12 protein-coding genes are annotated in these 15,672 nt (G+C 68.5%); all 12 read left to right on the forward strand.

The window, feature by feature from the left end; translation table 11 throughout:
- Nucleotides 1–469 precede the first annotated feature (469 nt).
- The 12 genes from ngcE to DQ392_RS22500 all read left to right on the forward strand — a co-directional run bounded on the left by ngcE (nucleotide 470) and on the right by DQ392_RS22500 (nucleotide 15,660).
- Nucleotides 470–1,897: an N-acetylglucosamine/diacetylchitobiose ABC transporter substrate-binding protein gene (gene ngcE / locus DQ392_RS22445; RefSeq protein ID WP_114017496.1), complete on the forward strand. Its 1,428-nt coding sequence runs from the start codon at nucleotides 470–472 to the stop codon at nucleotides 1,895–1,897.
- 42 nt (nucleotides 1,898–1,939) lie between these two features.
- The gene (locus tag DQ392_RS22450) at nucleotides 1,940–2,995 is read left to right on the forward strand and encodes a carbohydrate ABC transporter permease (RefSeq protein ID WP_114017497.1); all 1,056 of its coding nucleotides are present in this window, start codon (nucleotides 1,940–1,942) and stop codon (nucleotides 2,993–2,995) included.
- Between the two features lie 13 nt (nucleotides 2,996–3,008).
- A complete protein-coding gene (locus tag DQ392_RS22455; RefSeq protein ID WP_114017498.1) occupies nucleotides 3,009–3,959 on the forward strand; it encodes a carbohydrate ABC transporter permease in 951 nt (316 codons plus the stop codon).
- A 281-nt stretch (nucleotides 3,960–4,240) separates the two neighbouring features.
- On the forward strand, nucleotides 4,241–5,503 hold the full coding sequence (locus DQ392_RS22460; protein WP_181856534.1) for an extracellular solute-binding protein: 1,263 nt from the start codon (nucleotides 4,241–4,243) through the stop codon (nucleotides 5,501–5,503).
- Nucleotides 5,504–5,549: 46 nt separating this feature from the next.
- Complete coding sequence (locus tag DQ392_RS22465) at nucleotides 5,550–6,500, forward strand: carbohydrate ABC transporter permease (RefSeq protein WP_181856535.1); 951 nt, start codon at nucleotides 5,550–5,552, stop codon at nucleotides 6,498–6,500.
- Nucleotides 6,500–7,405: a carbohydrate ABC transporter permease gene (locus DQ392_RS22470; protein ID WP_114017500.1), complete on the forward strand. Its 906-nt coding sequence runs from the start codon at nucleotides 6,500–6,502 to the stop codon at nucleotides 7,403–7,405. The genes DQ392_RS22465 and DQ392_RS22470 overlap by 1 nt, the downstream gene beginning before the upstream one ends.
- Nucleotides 7,406–7,606: 201 nt before the next feature.
- Nucleotides 7,607–8,794 carry an ROK family transcriptional regulator gene (locus tag DQ392_RS22475; protein ID WP_114017501.1) on the forward strand — a complete coding sequence of 396 codons (1,188 nt, stop codon included), beginning with the start codon at nucleotides 7,607–7,609 and terminating at the stop codon, nucleotides 8,792–8,794.
- A gap of 254 nt (nucleotides 8,795–9,048) precedes the next feature.
- Nucleotides 9,049–10,161: a substrate-binding domain-containing protein gene (locus DQ392_RS22480; protein WP_114017502.1), complete on the forward strand. Its 1,113-nt coding sequence runs from the start codon at nucleotides 9,049–9,051 to the stop codon at nucleotides 10,159–10,161.
- Nucleotides 10,162–10,298: 137 nt separating this feature from the next.
- Complete coding sequence (locus DQ392_RS22485) at nucleotides 10,299–11,105, forward strand: ATP-binding cassette domain-containing protein (RefSeq protein WP_114017503.1); 807 nt, start codon at nucleotides 10,299–10,301, stop codon at nucleotides 11,103–11,105.
- Nucleotides 11,102–12,421 (forward strand): sugar ABC transporter permease, encoded by a 1,320-nt coding sequence (locus DQ392_RS22490; protein WP_114017504.1) that lies wholly within the window; start codon nucleotides 11,102–11,104, stop codon nucleotides 12,419–12,421. Before DQ392_RS22485 ends, DQ392_RS22490 begins: the two co-directional genes overlap by 4 nt.
- Before the next feature lie 150 nt (nucleotides 12,422–12,571).
- A complete protein-coding gene (locus DQ392_RS22495; RefSeq protein ID WP_114017505.1) occupies nucleotides 12,572–12,973 on the forward strand; it encodes a hypothetical protein in 402 nt (133 codons plus the stop codon).
- Nucleotides 12,973–15,660, forward strand: a complete 2,688-nt coding sequence (locus DQ392_RS22500; RefSeq protein WP_114017506.1) for a DUF4132 domain-containing protein — start codon at nucleotides 12,973–12,975, stop codon at nucleotides 15,658–15,660. Before DQ392_RS22495 ends, DQ392_RS22500 begins: the two co-directional genes overlap by 1 nt.
- Nucleotides 15,661–15,672: the final 12 nt, after the last annotated feature.

The raw sequence follows: 15,672 nt of genomic DNA on the forward strand, positions 1-15,672 counted from the left end.
GAAGCCGGAGGGTCTGCGGCGGCCCGCTCGCCTGGCGGGTGGCGGCCGGTGTCCGGGTCTGTGCCCGGACGGGATACGGAGTCGGAGCAGGGGGCTGTGCGACACACGGACCTCTCAACGGGCCGACAACGTTGTCAGTTGTGATTTTCGACGACCAGTAATGTACGCGAGCCCGCTGGTGTCAAGAGTGCCGGGGAGCTCGAACCGCAGGGGAATTCGGCACAGGTCTCAACTCGGGAAAGATGACGGTCCGGTCCGTTCTTGATCTTGCCCAGATGGCGAAGAGTGGACTATACCTGTCCGCACCTTGAGCGGTACCCGCGCGCGGGAGGCCGTACTCCTGGCGCACCATCGCACAACCCGCACCAACCAGCTTGAACTTCACCCGCGGTGTCGGGCCCTTCGCCGGTGGCGAGTTGACGGGAGACCGGTACACCGCCTGAGTCCTGGAGAAGGCGAGGACTTGAGCATGGGAACCACCAACGTCGACCGTCGTGACGTGATGAAGCGGGCCACAGCGGCCGGTCTTCTCGCGGTACCCGCACTCGGGTCGCTGACCTCCTGCGCCACCGGCGGTGGCGAGGAGGACAAGGCCGAAAAGGGAAAGAAGTCCGCCGACAATCCGCTCGCGGTCAAAAAGGACGCCGAACTCCAGGCCTATATCTTCAACGGCGGCTACGACGACAAGTACGCGCGCTACGTCAGCGACATATACGAGAAGAAGTATCCGGACGCGAAGGTCGACCAGAAGAAGACCGAGAAGATCGCCACGCAGACGCAGCCGCGCATCGTGAAGGGCGATCCGCCGGACGTGATCAACAACTCCGGCGCCGACAACATGAACATCCTCTCGCTCGTCCAGAACAAGCAGGCCGCGGACGTGAGCGAGCTGCTGGACGCGCCGAGCTGGGACGACCCGGACGTGAAGGTCCGCGACACCTTCGTGCCCGGCGTCGTGGAGATGGGGCAGTTCGGCAGCGACGCCGTCTACCAGCTGAACGTCGCACAGACCGTCTACGGCATCTGGTATTCGGACACCATGCTCAGCAAGACGCTGGAAGTCGAATACCCCAAGACCTGGGACGAGATGCTGGCGGTCTGCAAGACGGCGAAGAAGAAGGGCGTGCACGGCTGGACGTATCCGGCAGGACACCCGCGCTACATGTTCTTCAGCATGTACGCGATGTTCGGACAGGCCGGCGGCCGCAAGCAGTTGGAGGCCATGGACTACCTGGAGCCGAACGCCTGGAAGTCCGACGCGGTCAAGGCCGTCTTCGAGGCCTACGAGGAGCTGCTGGCCAAGAAGTACGTGCTCGAGGGGTTCGACGGCGAGAAGGCGCACATCGAGGCACAGACCGCCTGGACGAAGGGCAAGGCCGTCTTCATCCCGGACGGCTCCTGGGTGGAGAACGAGGCGAAGCCCACCACGCCGAAGGACTTCGAGATGCGGGTGGGCGCCACCCCGTCCCTCGACAAGGGCGACGCCATGCCGTTCGGCACCCTGTACGCGCCGCCCGGCGAGCCGTTCCTCATCCCCGAGAAGGCCAAGAACAAGCAGGGCGGGATGGAGTGGATGCGGATGATGTACAGCAAGAAGGCCGCACAGAACTTCTTCCGCGAGGTCTCCTCCATGCCGGTGGTCAAGGGCGCCATCGACGGCCTCGACCTGCCCCCGGGCGTCGCCAGCTCGCAGAAGGCCATCAAGGCGGCGGGCGACGACATCGTGATCGCGTTCTTCAAGGAGTGGTACACGGCGCTGTGGAACGAGGAGTTCAACAACGTCGTCGGCTCCTTCATGAACGGTGACTCGTCGGTCAAGGAAGCGATGAACACCATGCAGAAGGCCGCCGACCGGGTCGCGAAGGACCCCGACGTTCACAAGATCAAGAAGGCCTGAGGCAGGGCGTCGGGAACGGGGAGTGGGGGAGAGCGGAGCGGCGTGAGGACTCGGACACGGCCGGCCCCGAGCGGGCCGGCGACACAGGGAACGGTTCCGTGGCGGAAACTTCCGCCCGGCGACAAGCTGGCCTTCGCGGTGGCGGTCCTGCTGCCGCCCCGGTTCACCCCGGCACGGGTCCGTGCCGACCGCAGGTACCGGACGCTGGACAAGTACCGGTTCATCGTGGGATTCCTGATCCTGCCGCTGGCCTTCTACGCCGTCTTCGTCATCTCCCCGTTCTTCCAGGCGATCTACTACTCGTTCACCGACTGGGCGGGCGGCGCCACGGCGAACTTCGTCGGCTTCGACAACTACGTGAAGATGTGGAACGACGAGAAGTTCTGGTCGTCGGTCCAGACCAGCCTGCTGCTGCTGGTGCTCGTTCCGGTGATCACGCTCGCGCTCGGCATCTTCTTCGCCTACATGATCACCGCGGGCGGCCGGCACCGCAGGGGAGAGGCCGTCTCCGGGGTCGTCGGCTCCTCGTTCTACAAGGTCGTCTACTTCTTTCCGCAGGTGCTCTCCATCGCGCTGATCGCGGTGGTCTGGCAGCAGGTCTACAGCTCCCGCAGCGGTCTGCTGAACGGGCTGCTGGGCGAGGTGGGCCTGGGCTCCCTCGAACAGCGCTGGCTGGGCGGCGACTACAAGCTGGGCCTGCTCGCCACGATGGCGGTGATCGCCTGGAGCTTCGTCGGGTTCTACGTGGTGCTCTTCTCGGCCGCGATGGGGGCGATCCCCAAGGACATCTACGAGGCGGCGCTGCTGGACGGCGCGGGCCGGGGCGCCACGTTCTTCCGGGTCACGCTGCCGCTGATCTGGGACACCGTGCGCACCGGCTGGATCTACATGGGCATCCAGGCGCTGGACGCCTTCGCGGTGGTCCTGATCATGGTGCCGGGTCACGTGCTGAAGGTGACCCCGGTCTACCTGTACGAGCGGTTCCGTGAGGGCCAGTTCGGCTACGCCACGGCCATCGGTGTGGTGCTCCTCGTCCTGAGCATGGTTTTCACGCTCATCGTGATGAGGATCGGCCGCCGTGAGACGATCGAGTACTGAGAAGCGGGATGCGATGAGTGCCGAACCGATGAGCACGGACGCGGCAGCGGTGGCCGAGAAGGCGGCCGCCCCGGCGCCCGGGAGCACCACCCGCCCGCACGCCGCGGGCGGGGGCGGGAAGGGCGTCAAGGGCGGCGAGAGCCGCACCCTGAACGCTTTCTCGCACGGCTTCCTGGTCCTGTGGGTGATCATGGCGGCGGGGCCCCTGGTCTGGGTGGCGCTGACCGCCTTCCGTCCGACGGCGGACTACCTGGGCGACCCGATGGGCCTGCCCACCTCGCTGCACTGGGAGAACTTCGTCAACGCCTGGACCGAGGCGAAGGTGGGCCGCTACGCGCTCAACTCGGTCATCATCCTGGCGGGCTCGCTCACGGGCACCATGCTGCTCGGTTCGATGGCCGCCTACGTGATCGCCCGCTTCACCTTCCCCGGCAACCGGTTCATCTTCCTGCTGTTCGCCGGCGGAATGATGTTCCCGGTGATCCTGGCGCTGATCCCGCTGTTCACGATCATGGACAACATGTCCCTGCTGGACACCCGGCCCGGGCTGATCATCGCGTACATCGCCTATTCGCTGCCGTTCACCACCTTCTTCCTCACCTCGTTCTTCCGGACGCTGCCCAGTGGGGTGCAGGAAGCGGCGATGATCGACGGAGCCTCGCACACCCGGACGTTCTTCCAGGTCATGCTCCCCATGGCCAAGCCGGGCCTGGTCAGCATCGGCATCTTCAACTTCCTCGGCCAGTGGAACCAGTACCTGCTCCCGCTGCTGCTCAACAACGACGACGAGAACAACTACGTGCTGCCCCAGGGCCTCGCGGCGCTGACGGTCTCCCAGGGCTACGCGGGCGACTGGGGCGCGCTGTTCGCGGGGCTGACCCTGGCCATGGTGCCGGTGCTCGTCGTCTACGCGGTATTCCAGCGCCAGGTGCAGGCCGGGCTGACCGCGGGCGCGATCAAATAGGCCGTACGGCGGTCGTGTACCGGGTGCCAGGCACCCGGGGCCGGGGGAAACGCGCCGGTCAAACTGGCCGCCCACAGCGGTGATTTCAGGTTGGCCACGAAAGTGGCCTAGACCTGTCGAGGCGGAATCCGCCATGGATAGTCTGCGCCGTGACTGCTGCGGGATCTTCTGGCCGGGCAGTCGGGGCTCCTCGCCCGAGCGTTGTGTGGGGGACCGGGTGGCGCCCGGTGCGACGCATCACCTGCGAGCAAGTCGACACCGATGTCGAAGGGTTGAGCAACATGAACAAAAGAGCAGTGGCGGCCGGCGCCGCAGCGCTCGCCATGGCACTGAGCGTGACCGCCTGCGGCGGTGACAGCGGGAGCTCCGGGGACAAGAACACCATCAAACTGGTGGCGGCCGACTACGGCGACAAGAAGTCCAACGCCTCGAAGATCTACTGGGACTCGGTCGTCAAGGACTTCGAGAAGCAGAACAAGGACGTCAAGGTCGAGGTCCAGGTCATCAACTGGAACGACATCGACAAGCAGGTCAAGACGATGATCCAGAGCGGCAACGTTCCGGATCTCCTGCAGACCGGCGGCTACGCCGACAAGGTCGCCGACGACCTGCTCTACAAGGCCGACGACGTCCTCTCGCCCAAGACGAAGAAGAACCTCATCCCGTCGTTCGCCAAGGCCGGCGAGGTGGACGGCACCCAGTACGGCATTCCGTGGGTCTCCTCCACCCGTGTGCTGTTCTACAACAAGGAGGTCTTCAAGAAGGCGGGCATCAAGAACCCGCCGAAGACCTGGGACGAGCTGGCCGAGACCGCCGAGAAGATCAAGAAGTCGAAGGCCGCCGACACCCCCTACGCGCTTCCGCTGGGCCCCGAGGAGGCGCAGGGCGAGTCGATGATCTGGGAGCTGGGCAACGGCGGTGGCTACACCGACTCCGGCGGCAAGTACACCCTCGACAGCAAGAAGAACGTCGAGACCTTCAACTGGCTCCAGGACAACCTGGTCAAGCCGGGTCTGACGTACTCCAACCCGGCCTCCACCGACCGCAAGACGGCCTTCGCCGACTTCGCCGCGGGCAAGGCGGGCATGCTCAACGGCCACCCGAGCCTCGTTCAGATGGCGAAGGCGGGCAAGGTCGACTACGGGGTCACCACCATCCCGGGCAAGAACGGGCCGCTGAAGACCACCCTGGGCGTCGCCGACTGGATGATGGCCTTCAAGGACGGCGGCAAGCAGGAGCAGATAAAGAAGTTCCTCGACTTCGTGTACGCGAAGAAGATGCTGAAGTTCGACGAGATGTACAACTTCATGCCGGTCACCAACGACGCGCTGGAGACGATGCAGTCGAACGGCAAGCACAAGGACCTCCAGCCCTTCTTCGACGAGCTGGACGGCGCGCGCTTCTACCCGCTGGGCGACCCCGCCTGGGACATCGTCTCCGCCGAGATGAAGAAGACCGGCGGCAAGGCGGCCAAGGAGGACCCGAAGAAGATCCTCGGGGACCTGCAGAAGAAGGCGGAGGAAGCGGCGGCGAACACCAAGTAGGCCGCCCGACGCCCCGCTTCGCCCCTCCGTACCGCAAGGAGACCCCGTGTCATTGAAGGCCCCGCCGTCCCCGGCCAGCAGGAGCCGGGGGCGGGGCGGGCAGTCGACCAGGCCGGCCCGCCGCGCGAGCGGCGGGCTGGCCCGGCTCGGCCCGCTTCCCTGGATAGCCCCGGTCGTCCTGCTCATCCTCGCCGTCGTCGTGTGGCCCATCGTCGAGCTGATCAGGACCTCGTTCCAGAACATCAGCATCTCGGGGGTCGTGCGGGGCTCGGCCGGCACCGACAAGTACGAGAAGCTCTTCGACGAGTCCGGCTTCGGGCACGTCATCGGCTACACCGTCCTGTGGACGGTCGTGGTCGTCAGCGTCACCATGCTGGTGTCACTGGGCCTGGCCCAGCTGTTCAACCAGCGCTTCCCAGGGCGCAGCGTCACCCGGTGGGCGCTCATCGCGCCCTGGGCGGCCTCGGTCCTGATGACCGCCATCGGCTTCAAGTGGATGCTCAACCAGACCGCCGGTGTGCTCAACACGGTGCTGCTGGACCTGGGCATCATCGACAAGTCCGAGGACTGGCTGGGCTCCCAGTCCACCGCCTGGCCCTGGATGATGTTCGTGGCGGTCTTCGTCTCGCTGCCCTTCACCACCTACACCCTGCTGGCCGGGCTCCAGACGATCCCGGGCGATGTCTACGAGGCGGCCCGCATCGACGGTGCGGGACCCTGGCAGACCTACCGGAGCATCACCCTGCCCCTGCTGCGCCCCGCGTTCCTCGTCGGTGTGGTCATCAACCTCATCAACGTCTTCAACTCGTTCCCGATCATCTGGGCGATGACGCAGGGCGGCCCGGGCAGCGACACCTCGACGACCACCGTGTTCATGTACAAGCTCAAGGAGACGGACATCGCCGAGTCCGCGGCGATGTCGGTGGTCAACTTCGCCATGGTCGTCGTGCTCGTGCTGCTCTTCCTCAAGGTCAGCCGGTGGAACGAGGAGGACTGATGGCGACCGCAACACAGACCGCCGGGCCCGGGCCCGTCAAGGAGGGGCCCGCGGGGCCCGCCAAGCGCACCGTGCGCCCGCCCAGGCGCGGCTTCCGGCCGCGCAGCCTGGTGATCGCCGCCTTCGCGTGGCTGCTCGCCGCGCTGTTCCTGGCGCCGTACCTGGAGATGATCGTCACGGCGCTGCGGCCCGCCGACGAACTGCGCGACCGCACCTACCTGCCCGACAAGCTGGACTGGTCGAACTTCATCGAGGTCTGGCGCGAGTCGTCGCTCGGGAACAACCTCCAGGTCACCCTGTTGGTCGCGGGCGGCTCCACGCTGCTGGTGCTGCTCGTCTCGCTGCCGGCCGCGTACTACACGGCGCGGATGAGGTTCAGGGGCCGCAAGTGGTTCCTGCTGCTGGTGCTGGTCACCCAGATGTTCCAGCCGACCGCCCTGCTGGTGGGCCTCTACCGCGAGTTCTACCAGCTGGACATGCTCAACTCGGTCTGGACGCTGATCCTCACCAACGCCGCGTTCAACCTCGCCTTCGCCGTGTGGATCCTCACCGCCTACATCGGGTCCATCCCGCAGGAGCTGGAGGAGGCGGCGATGGTGGACGGCACCAGCCGCTTCGGGGCGATGACGCGGGTGACGCTTCCGCTGGCACTGCCCGGCGTCGTCACGGCCGTGATCTTCACCTTCATCTCGGCCTGGAACGAGTTCGTGATGGGGCTGACGCTGTCCACGGAGCCGGACAAGCAGCCGCTGACGGTCGGTATCAACAACTTCATCGGCGCCTACACGGTGCAGTGGAACTATCTGTTCGCCGCCTCCGTCGTCGCCATCGTCCCGGTGATCATCCTGTTCGCGTTCATCGAGCGGCACGTGGTCTCGGGGCTGACGGCGGGCTCCGTCAAGTGAGGTGAGCACCGCCGCGACGGCTCCGAGTCCGGGTCCCCTGCCACCGGCCGGGGACCCGGCGCGTTGGGCCCGCTCACCTCCGTATGATGAGTCACAAATGAGCGCCGACCGCTGCCGGCTCGATCGAAGGACTTGACGGGGAGGACCGCCGGGGCTCTTCTTAGGGTTCAGATGTTGGAGACAAGCGGGGAGTGAACAGTGGTGGAGACTCCGGGGTCGCAGTCCTCGCTGCACCGGGCGAATCTGGAGCGCGTCGTGCGGGCCGTACGGATGGCGGGCTCGCTCACCCAGGCGGAGATCGCCCGCAGCACGGGGCTGTCCGCCGCGACCGTCTCCAACATCGTCCGTGAACTCAAGGACGCCGGAACCGTCGAGGTCACCCCCACCTCCTCCGGCGGCAGGCGGGCGCGCGCCGTCTCCCTCAGCGCCGACGCGGGCATCGTCGTCGGCGTCGACTTCGGGCACTCGCACCTGCGCGTCGCCGTCGGCAACCTGGCGCACACCGTACTGGCCGAGGACGCCGAGCCCATCGACGTCGACGCCTCGGCGGGGCAGGGCTTCGACCGCGCCGAGCGGCTGGTGCGGCGGCTGGTCGCCGAGAGCGGGATCAGCCCGGGCAAGGTCATCGGCATCGGCCTGGGCGTCCCGGGACCGATCGACATCGAGACGGGCGTGCTGGGCTCCACCGCGATCCTGCCGGGATGGGCCGGCACCAACCCGCGCGACGAGCTGGCCACCCGGATCGGCGTCCCCGTCTACGTCGACAACGACGCCAACCTCGGCGCCCTCGGCGAGCAGGTGTGGGGCGCGGGGCACGGCGCAGGCGACCTGGCCTACATCAAGGTCGCCAGCGGTGTCGGCGCCGGGCTGGTGATCAACGGCCAGATCTACCGGGGCCCGGGTGGCACGGCGGGCGAGATCGGCCACATCACGCTGGACGAGTCGGGTCCCGTCTGCCGCTGCGGCAACCGGGGCTGCCTGGAGACCTTCACCGCGGCCCGGTACGTGCTGCCGCTGCTGCACTCCAGCCACGGCACCGATCTGACCATGGCGCGGGTGGTGCGGCTGGCCGGCGAGGGCGACCCGGGGTGCCGGCGCGTCGTCGCCGACATCGGCCGCCACATCGGCAGCGGGGTGGCCAGCCTGTGCAACCTTCTCAACCCCTCACGGGTCGTGCTCGGCGGGGACCTGGCCGAGGCCGGTGACCTGGTGCTGGACCCGGTGCGGGACTCGGTGGCGCGCTACGCCATCCCCAGCGCGGCCCGGCAGGTGAAGGTGGCGCCCGGCGAACTCGACAGTCGCGCTGAGGTGTTGGGCGCGCTCGCCCTGGTGCTCAACGAGATGGGTGACACCACACTGGTGGACGCGGCCGCCTCGGCCGCTGCCTGAGCCCTGCGGGGCCTGTCGGGGGCATCGCCGCTGCGGCCCTGCGGCGTTGCCCGGTGCGGGCTTGTCGCGGCCGGTCGCGCAGTTCCGCGCGCCCTTTCCGGGGCGCCCTCTCCGGTCGTCCTGTGGCTTTCTGTTTTCAATGGATGGCATCGTTGTCATCTCGTTAAGGATTTTCTTCTTGACCGGTGCGACGGCGACGAGTTGACTTCCGGCTACCCCGGCCGCAACGCCGCGGCCCCGTCAGGGAGGTCACCATGCACGCAGCGCTGCGCGGCATCGTCTTCGGTACCGTCACACTCTCGCTCGCCCTCACCACCGCCGCCTGCGGCAGTGCTGACCAGGCGGACGGCAAGGACAGCGGCAAGGACAAGAAGGGCCCGCTGACGATCGGGCTGCTGCTCCCCGAGAACCAGACAGCACGATACGAGCGGTTCGACAAGCCGCTGCTGGAGAAGAAGATCAAGGAACTGGCGGGCAAGGACACCAGAATCCTGTACTCCAACGCCAAACAGGACGCCAACCTCCAGCAGCAGCAGGCCGAGACGATGGTCACCAAGAAGGTCGACGCGCTGATCGTGGACGCGGTGGACGCCAAGTCCATCGCCAGCTCCGTCAAGAAGGCCGACGACGCCGACATTCCCGTCGTCGCCTACGACCGTCTGGCCGAAGGCCCCATCAAGGCCTACACCTCCGTCGACAACCCGCGGGTCGGCAAGATCCAGGCCACGTCCCTGCTCAAGGAGCTCGGCGACAAGGCCGAGGACGGCAAGATCGTCATGATGAACGGCTCCGTCACCGACCCCAACGCCAAGATGTACAAGGAGGGCGCCCACTCCGTCCTCGACGGCAAGGTGAAGGTCGGCAAGGAGTACGACACCAAGGAGTGGAAGCCGGAGAACGCCAACGGCAACATGAAGGGCGCCCTCTCCTCCCTCGGCAAGAAGAACATCGTCGGCGTCTACTCGGCCAACGACGGTATGGCGGGCGGCATCATCACCGCGCTCAAGGGCGCCGGTTTCACCAAGGACGACATGCCCCCGGTGACGGGCCAGGACGCCGAACTCAACGCCGTGCAGCGCATCCTGTCCGACGAGCAGTTCATGAGCGTCTACAAGCCGTACGTGCCCGAGACCTCGGCGGCTGCCGAGTTCGCCGTCGCGCTGGCCAAGGGCGAGAAGCTGGACGACATCGCCACCTCCAAGACCGACAGCTCCTCGCAGAAGGACATCCCCACCAAGATCGTCACTCCGCTGCCGCTGGTCAAGGGCGACATCAAGAAGTACGTCGGCAAGTCCGGGTTCTTCACGGCCAAGGAGATCTGCACCAGCAAGTTCAAGAAGGCCTGTGACGAGGCGGGCATCAAGTAGGTCCCAGCGACATCGATCGGCCCGGTGGCACCGCCGGTACCCGAGCCGCCCGCCCGCCGTAGGGGAGCCTCAGCGGCCCCGCGCGGCGGGCGGGCGGCCCGACGGCCCACCGCCTGCGCGCCGATCCCGGTTAAGGAGTGATTCACGTGTCCGCTACGCCCGTGCTGGCGTTGCGCGGAGTCTCCAAGCGGTTCGGCGCCGTGCAGGCGCTCACGGACGTCGAGCTGGAGGTCCACCCCGGCGAGGTCGTCGCGCTCGTCGGAGACAACGGTGCAGGAAAGTCCACCCTGGTCAAGGCCATCGCCGGGGTCAGCCCCGCGGACGAGGGCCGCGTGGAGTGGAACGGCGATCCCGTCAGCATCGACAAGCCGCACGACGCCCAGGAACTTGGCATCGCGACCGTCTACCAGGACCTGGCGCTGTGCGACAACCTCGACGTCGTCGGCAACCTTTTCCTGGGCAACGAACTCAAGTCGGGCGGCATCCTCGACGAGGTCGAGATGGAGCGCCGCTCCCGCGAGCTCCTGTCCACCCTCTCGATCCGCATACCCAGCGTCCGCATCCCCGTCGCCTCCCTCTCCGGCGGCCAGCGGCAGACCGTCGCCATCGCCCGCTCGCTGCTCGGCGAGCCCCGCGTCGTCATCCTCGACGAGCCCACCGCCGCACTCGGCGTCGAGCAGACCGCGCAGGTCCTCGACCTGGTGGAGCGGTTGCGGGAGCGGGAGCTGGGCGTGCTGCTCATCAGCCACAACATGGCCGACGTGCGCGCCGTCAGCGACCGGGTCGCCGTCCTGCGCCTCGGCCGCAACAACGGCACCTTCACGGTGAGCGAGACCTCCCAGGAGGAGATCGTCTCGGCGATCACCGGAGCCACTGACAACGTCGTCACCCGGCGCAATGCCCGAACCGCACAGCAGGCGTCCACCACGGAGGTGCGCAAGTGACCACCGGCACCCCCACCGACGGGGCCACGGGCGACAAGGCCGCCGCCCCCCAGCAGGACGGGAGCGAGGCGAACGGCACCGCGGCCGCCGGATCCGTCGCCTCCGTCGACCCGCGCCTCCTCGTGCGCGAACGCGGCTTCGCAGGCTACCTCGACGACCTGACGCGCCGCCTGCGCACCGGCGAACTCGGCTCGCTGCCCGTGATCGTCGGGCTCATCGTCATCGGCCTCGTCTTCCAGCTCCAGGACTCCGCGTTCCTGAGCGCGAACAACCTCAGCAACCTGTTCGTGCAGAGCGCCGGAACCGGGCTGATCGCGGTCGGCATCGTCTTCGTCCTGCTGCTGGGCGAGATCGACCTGTCCGTCGGCTCGGTCAGCGGCATGTCCGCCGCCGTGCTGGCCGTGCTCAACATCAACCAGGGCATGAACGAGGTCCTGGCCGTGATCCTGGCCATCCTCGTCGGCATGGCCGCCGGCGCCCTGCACGGCTTCTTCTTCGCCAAGGTCGGCGTCCCCGCCTTCGTGGTCACACTGGCCGGCCTGCTGGGCTGGAACGGCCTGATGCTCCAGATCCTCGGCCCCAGCGGCACCATCAACCTCGACGACGACGGGGTGGTCGCCCAGCTGACCAACCACTACTTCGCCGACAAGATCTGGGCCATTGCCCTGGCCACCGTCTGCGTGCTGGCGTTCCTCGGCTTCTCGCTGCTGGACGCCCGCCGGCGCAAGGCCGCGGACGTGCCCAGCCGCCCGCTCAGCGAGATCGTGCTCCGCACGGTCGTCGTGGCGATACCCGCCTACGCCGCGGCCCTCGTCTTCAACTCCTACAAGGGCCTCCCGCTGGCGGTCGTCATCTTCGTCGGCGTCATCCTCCTCGGCGACTTCGTGCTGCGCCGCACCACCTACGGGCGGCAGGTCTTCGCCGTCGGCGGCAGCAGCGAGGCCGCCGCACGGGCCGGCATCAGCGTGCCCATGATCCGGATCACCGTGTACGCCATCGCCGGGACCATGGCCGCCGTCGGCGGACTGTTCTTCGCCTCGCAGATCAACGCCGCCAACCAGTCCTCGGGCGCGGGCAGCCTGCTGATGAACTGCATCGCCGCCGCCGTCATCGGCGGCACCAGCCTCTTCGGCGGCCGCGGCAAGACCTGGTCGGCCCTGCTGGGTGCCCTCGTCATCCAGTCGATCAACTCCGGCATGGCCCTGCTGGGCACCGGGTCCGCCGTCCGCGACATGATCACCGGTGCGGTGCTGCTCGCCGCGGTCGTCATCGACTCGATCTCCCGCCGCACCCAGAAGACAGCCGGGCGCGCCTGAGTGCGCCGGTGCCGGGTGGGGCGGGCGCACCGCCCACCCGGCACCGGCCACCGCGGCCTCGTCCGCCGTCACAACAGCCGCGTGCGTGTCCCGGTCCGGCGCCGTCGCCGGCGGCGTCGCGGTGTCACACCCGGCCACTAGGGTCTGGGAATGACTCAGATCGTATGCGCGGATGAGAGCACGTCGCAGGGCCGGTGCGCAGCGCTTGTGCTCGATGTGGAGGAGGAACGGGTCAGTGTGCGCGAGCTGATCAGACGGCGGGTGTTCCAGGAGGTCGCCGAGTACCACGCAGGGGATGCAGCCGGGCCGTTTCGGGGGCTCGTGCGGCCGACGGCGGACGAGGCCGCCCTGAACGGCTCGCGGGGCCCGTCCCGTCCGCCGCACCGGATCGACCCGGAGCGGCAGTTCGACGCCGCGGTGCGGGCGTTCGAGAGGAACGGCTTCCTGCTCCTGACCCAGGAGCGGCAGTTGACGCGTCTCGACGAGGAGATCGACCTCGTGGCGGGGTCGGAGATCACCTTCTTGAAGCTCGTCCCCCTGGTGGGTGGCTGATGAGCGACTTCGACGCGTGCCGGGCCGCGGTGCGGGCCGCCGCCGAACGCGACGACGCCTCGGCGGTCCACGAGGCGCTGGCCTCCGTTCCCGAGCTGTCCTGGGCGGTGGAGCTGCTGCGGCCCCTTCCCGAATACCTTCGTCTGCGCACCCGGTTGCGGGCCGACGAGGCCTACCGGCAGGCCGAGACGGAGCAGCAGCGTGCCGCCAACCTGTACCTGCGGGTGTCGGAGTCACCGGAACTGGCCGCCCTGGGCCCTCGCGAGCTGGAGGACGTCGTACGGGCGGCCGTCGCACGCAAGGCTTCGGCGGCGGCCTGCGAACGGGCCATCGGCCGCGTGCAACTGCCGTGGGTCCTGCTGGACGTGCTGCCCGACGACGCCCGGCACCGCCTGCTGCGCCACTGCGCCGAGCGCTACCACGACGCTGAGACGCCGGAACAGCGCGACCAGGCCGTCGTCCTGCACGCCATGGCGTCGGCGGGCCGTCCTGACGACCTCATGGCGGCGGACCGTCAGCGCTTGCTGGCGGGCTGGGCGGGGAATGTCCAGTACACGCTGGAGAGTTACGACGCGGCCTGGGTCGAGCTGGCCTCGGGCCGGCAGATCCCGTCGTCTCTCGGCGCGGAGATACGGCGGGCCTACCACGACAGCCAACCGATCAGAACGACGGCCTCCCGGGAAGTCCTGCGGCTGCTCGCCGAGCGCCACCCGGTGCTCAACGCCGGTGAGCGGTGGTCGGATCACGCGCTCGCCGAGCTGGCCAAGCTGCCCGCGGCCTGGACCGACGTGCTGCGGCACGCCGCGACGCTGACGTCGGTCAGGCCCGGCGCACCCTGGGCACGGACGGCGCGGGCCCTGCTCGCCGAGGTCGAAGCGGAACGGTTCCTGGAGCGGGTGGCGGACTGGCTGGCCCTGCTGGGCGGCCCGCCCACACTGCCGCGTGAGCGGGGGTTCGCCTACGACCCGTACAACTACGAGGTGGCGCGCGGCCTGGTGTGGACGCTGACGTTCCTGCCCGGACACGCGCGGGCCCCCCGGGCGCTGGGCGCGGTGCTGGACAGAGCGCTGCGCAGAGTACCGGGTGTGGGCCCGGGCATGCCGAAGCTCGCCAACGCGTGTGCGACGGCGCTGTGCACCATGGAGGGGGAGGCCGCTCTCGCGGAACTCGCCCGGCTCACCACCCGGGTGACGTACAAGGCGACACTCAAGATTCTCCAGGCCGGGCTGGACACGCGTGCGCGGGACCAGGGACTCGGCCGGGAGGAGATCGAGGAGCTGGCCGTTCCCTCCTACGGGCTCTCACCGCAGGACGGCCGCCGGGTTGTGCACTTCGGGGACGAGGCGGCGGAAGCGACCGCCGAGCTGGTGATCGACGGTGGCACCGCGGTGCTGCGCTGGCGGAACGCCGCCGGCAAGCCCGTCGCCTCGGTCCCCGCCGCCGTGCGGCGCGACCACGCGTCCCGGCTGAAGGAGCTCAGGGCCGAGGTCAAGGAGATCAACGCGACGCTGGGCGCGGTGGCCAGGCGTCTGGACAGGGCTCTGCTCACCCGGCGCTCATGGCCCGCCCAGGTGTGGCGCGAGCGCTACCTGGAACATCCGCTGGTTGGTACGGTCGCCCGCCGCCTGCTGTGGACGCTCGACGGCACCGCCTGCCGCCACACCGACGGCGCACTGCGCGACCTGACGGGCGAGCCGGTGACGGGCCAGGGCACCGTGCGGCTGTGGCACCCGGTGGGCAGGCCCGTCGAGGAGGTGATGGCCTGGCGGCGGCGCCTGGAGGACGAGCGGATCACCCAGCCCTTCAAGCAGGCGCACCGCGAGGTCTACCTGCTCACCGACGCGGAACGGCGCACCGCCACCTACTCCAACCGCTTCGCCGGGCACATCCTGGGCCAGCACAGGTTCCGCTCACTGGCGGCCCAGCGCGGCTGGCACGACGCCGAGCTGCGGATATGCCATCACGACACCTCCTACCCGCCCGCCGTGCGCGAACTGTCCGAGTGGGGGCTGCGCGCGGAATACTGGGTGCGCGGCGAGGGCGAGTCCGGCAACGCGCCGACCACCGACTCGGGCGCCTACACGCTGCTGGCCACGGACCAGGTGAGGTTCTACCCGATCGACGCACCGGGCAACACGATCAGCAGCGAGGGGAGGCAGGGGTTCTGCATGCCAGGACCCGAGAAGGTGGACCCCGTGCCGCTGGAGGAGATACCGGCCCGGGTGCTCAGCGAAGTGCTCAGAGACGTCGACCTGTTCGTCGGCGTCGCGAGCGTGGCCGGTGACCCCACGTGGCAGGACGGCGGACCCGGCGGGCACTACGCGCGGTACTGGTCCTCCGTCGGCTTCGGCGAGCTGAGCGAGACCGCGCGCACCCGCCACGACCTGCTGGCGCGGCTGCTGCCCCGGCTGGCCATCGGCGACCGCTGCCACGTCGAGGGCCGCTTCCTGCACGTCAAGGGCGACCTGCACACGTACAGGATCCACCTCGGGTCGGGGAACGTCCTGCTGGATTCGGGGGACCGGTACCTGTGCGTTGTCGCGAAGAGCGAGCCCTCGTCCTCCCCGCACGTGTATCTGCCGTTCGACGGCGACTGGACGCTGTCGGTGATCCTGAGCAAGGCGCTGATGCTGGCGGACGACACGCGGATCACCGACCCGGTCCTGCTCGAACAGCTCCGGGGATGACGCCGAACCTCA

This window comes from Streptomyces reniochalinae, assembly GCF_003323735.1.
Lineage (GTDB): Bacteria > Actinomycetota > Actinomycetes > Streptomycetales > Streptomycetaceae > Streptomyces > Streptomyces reniochalinae.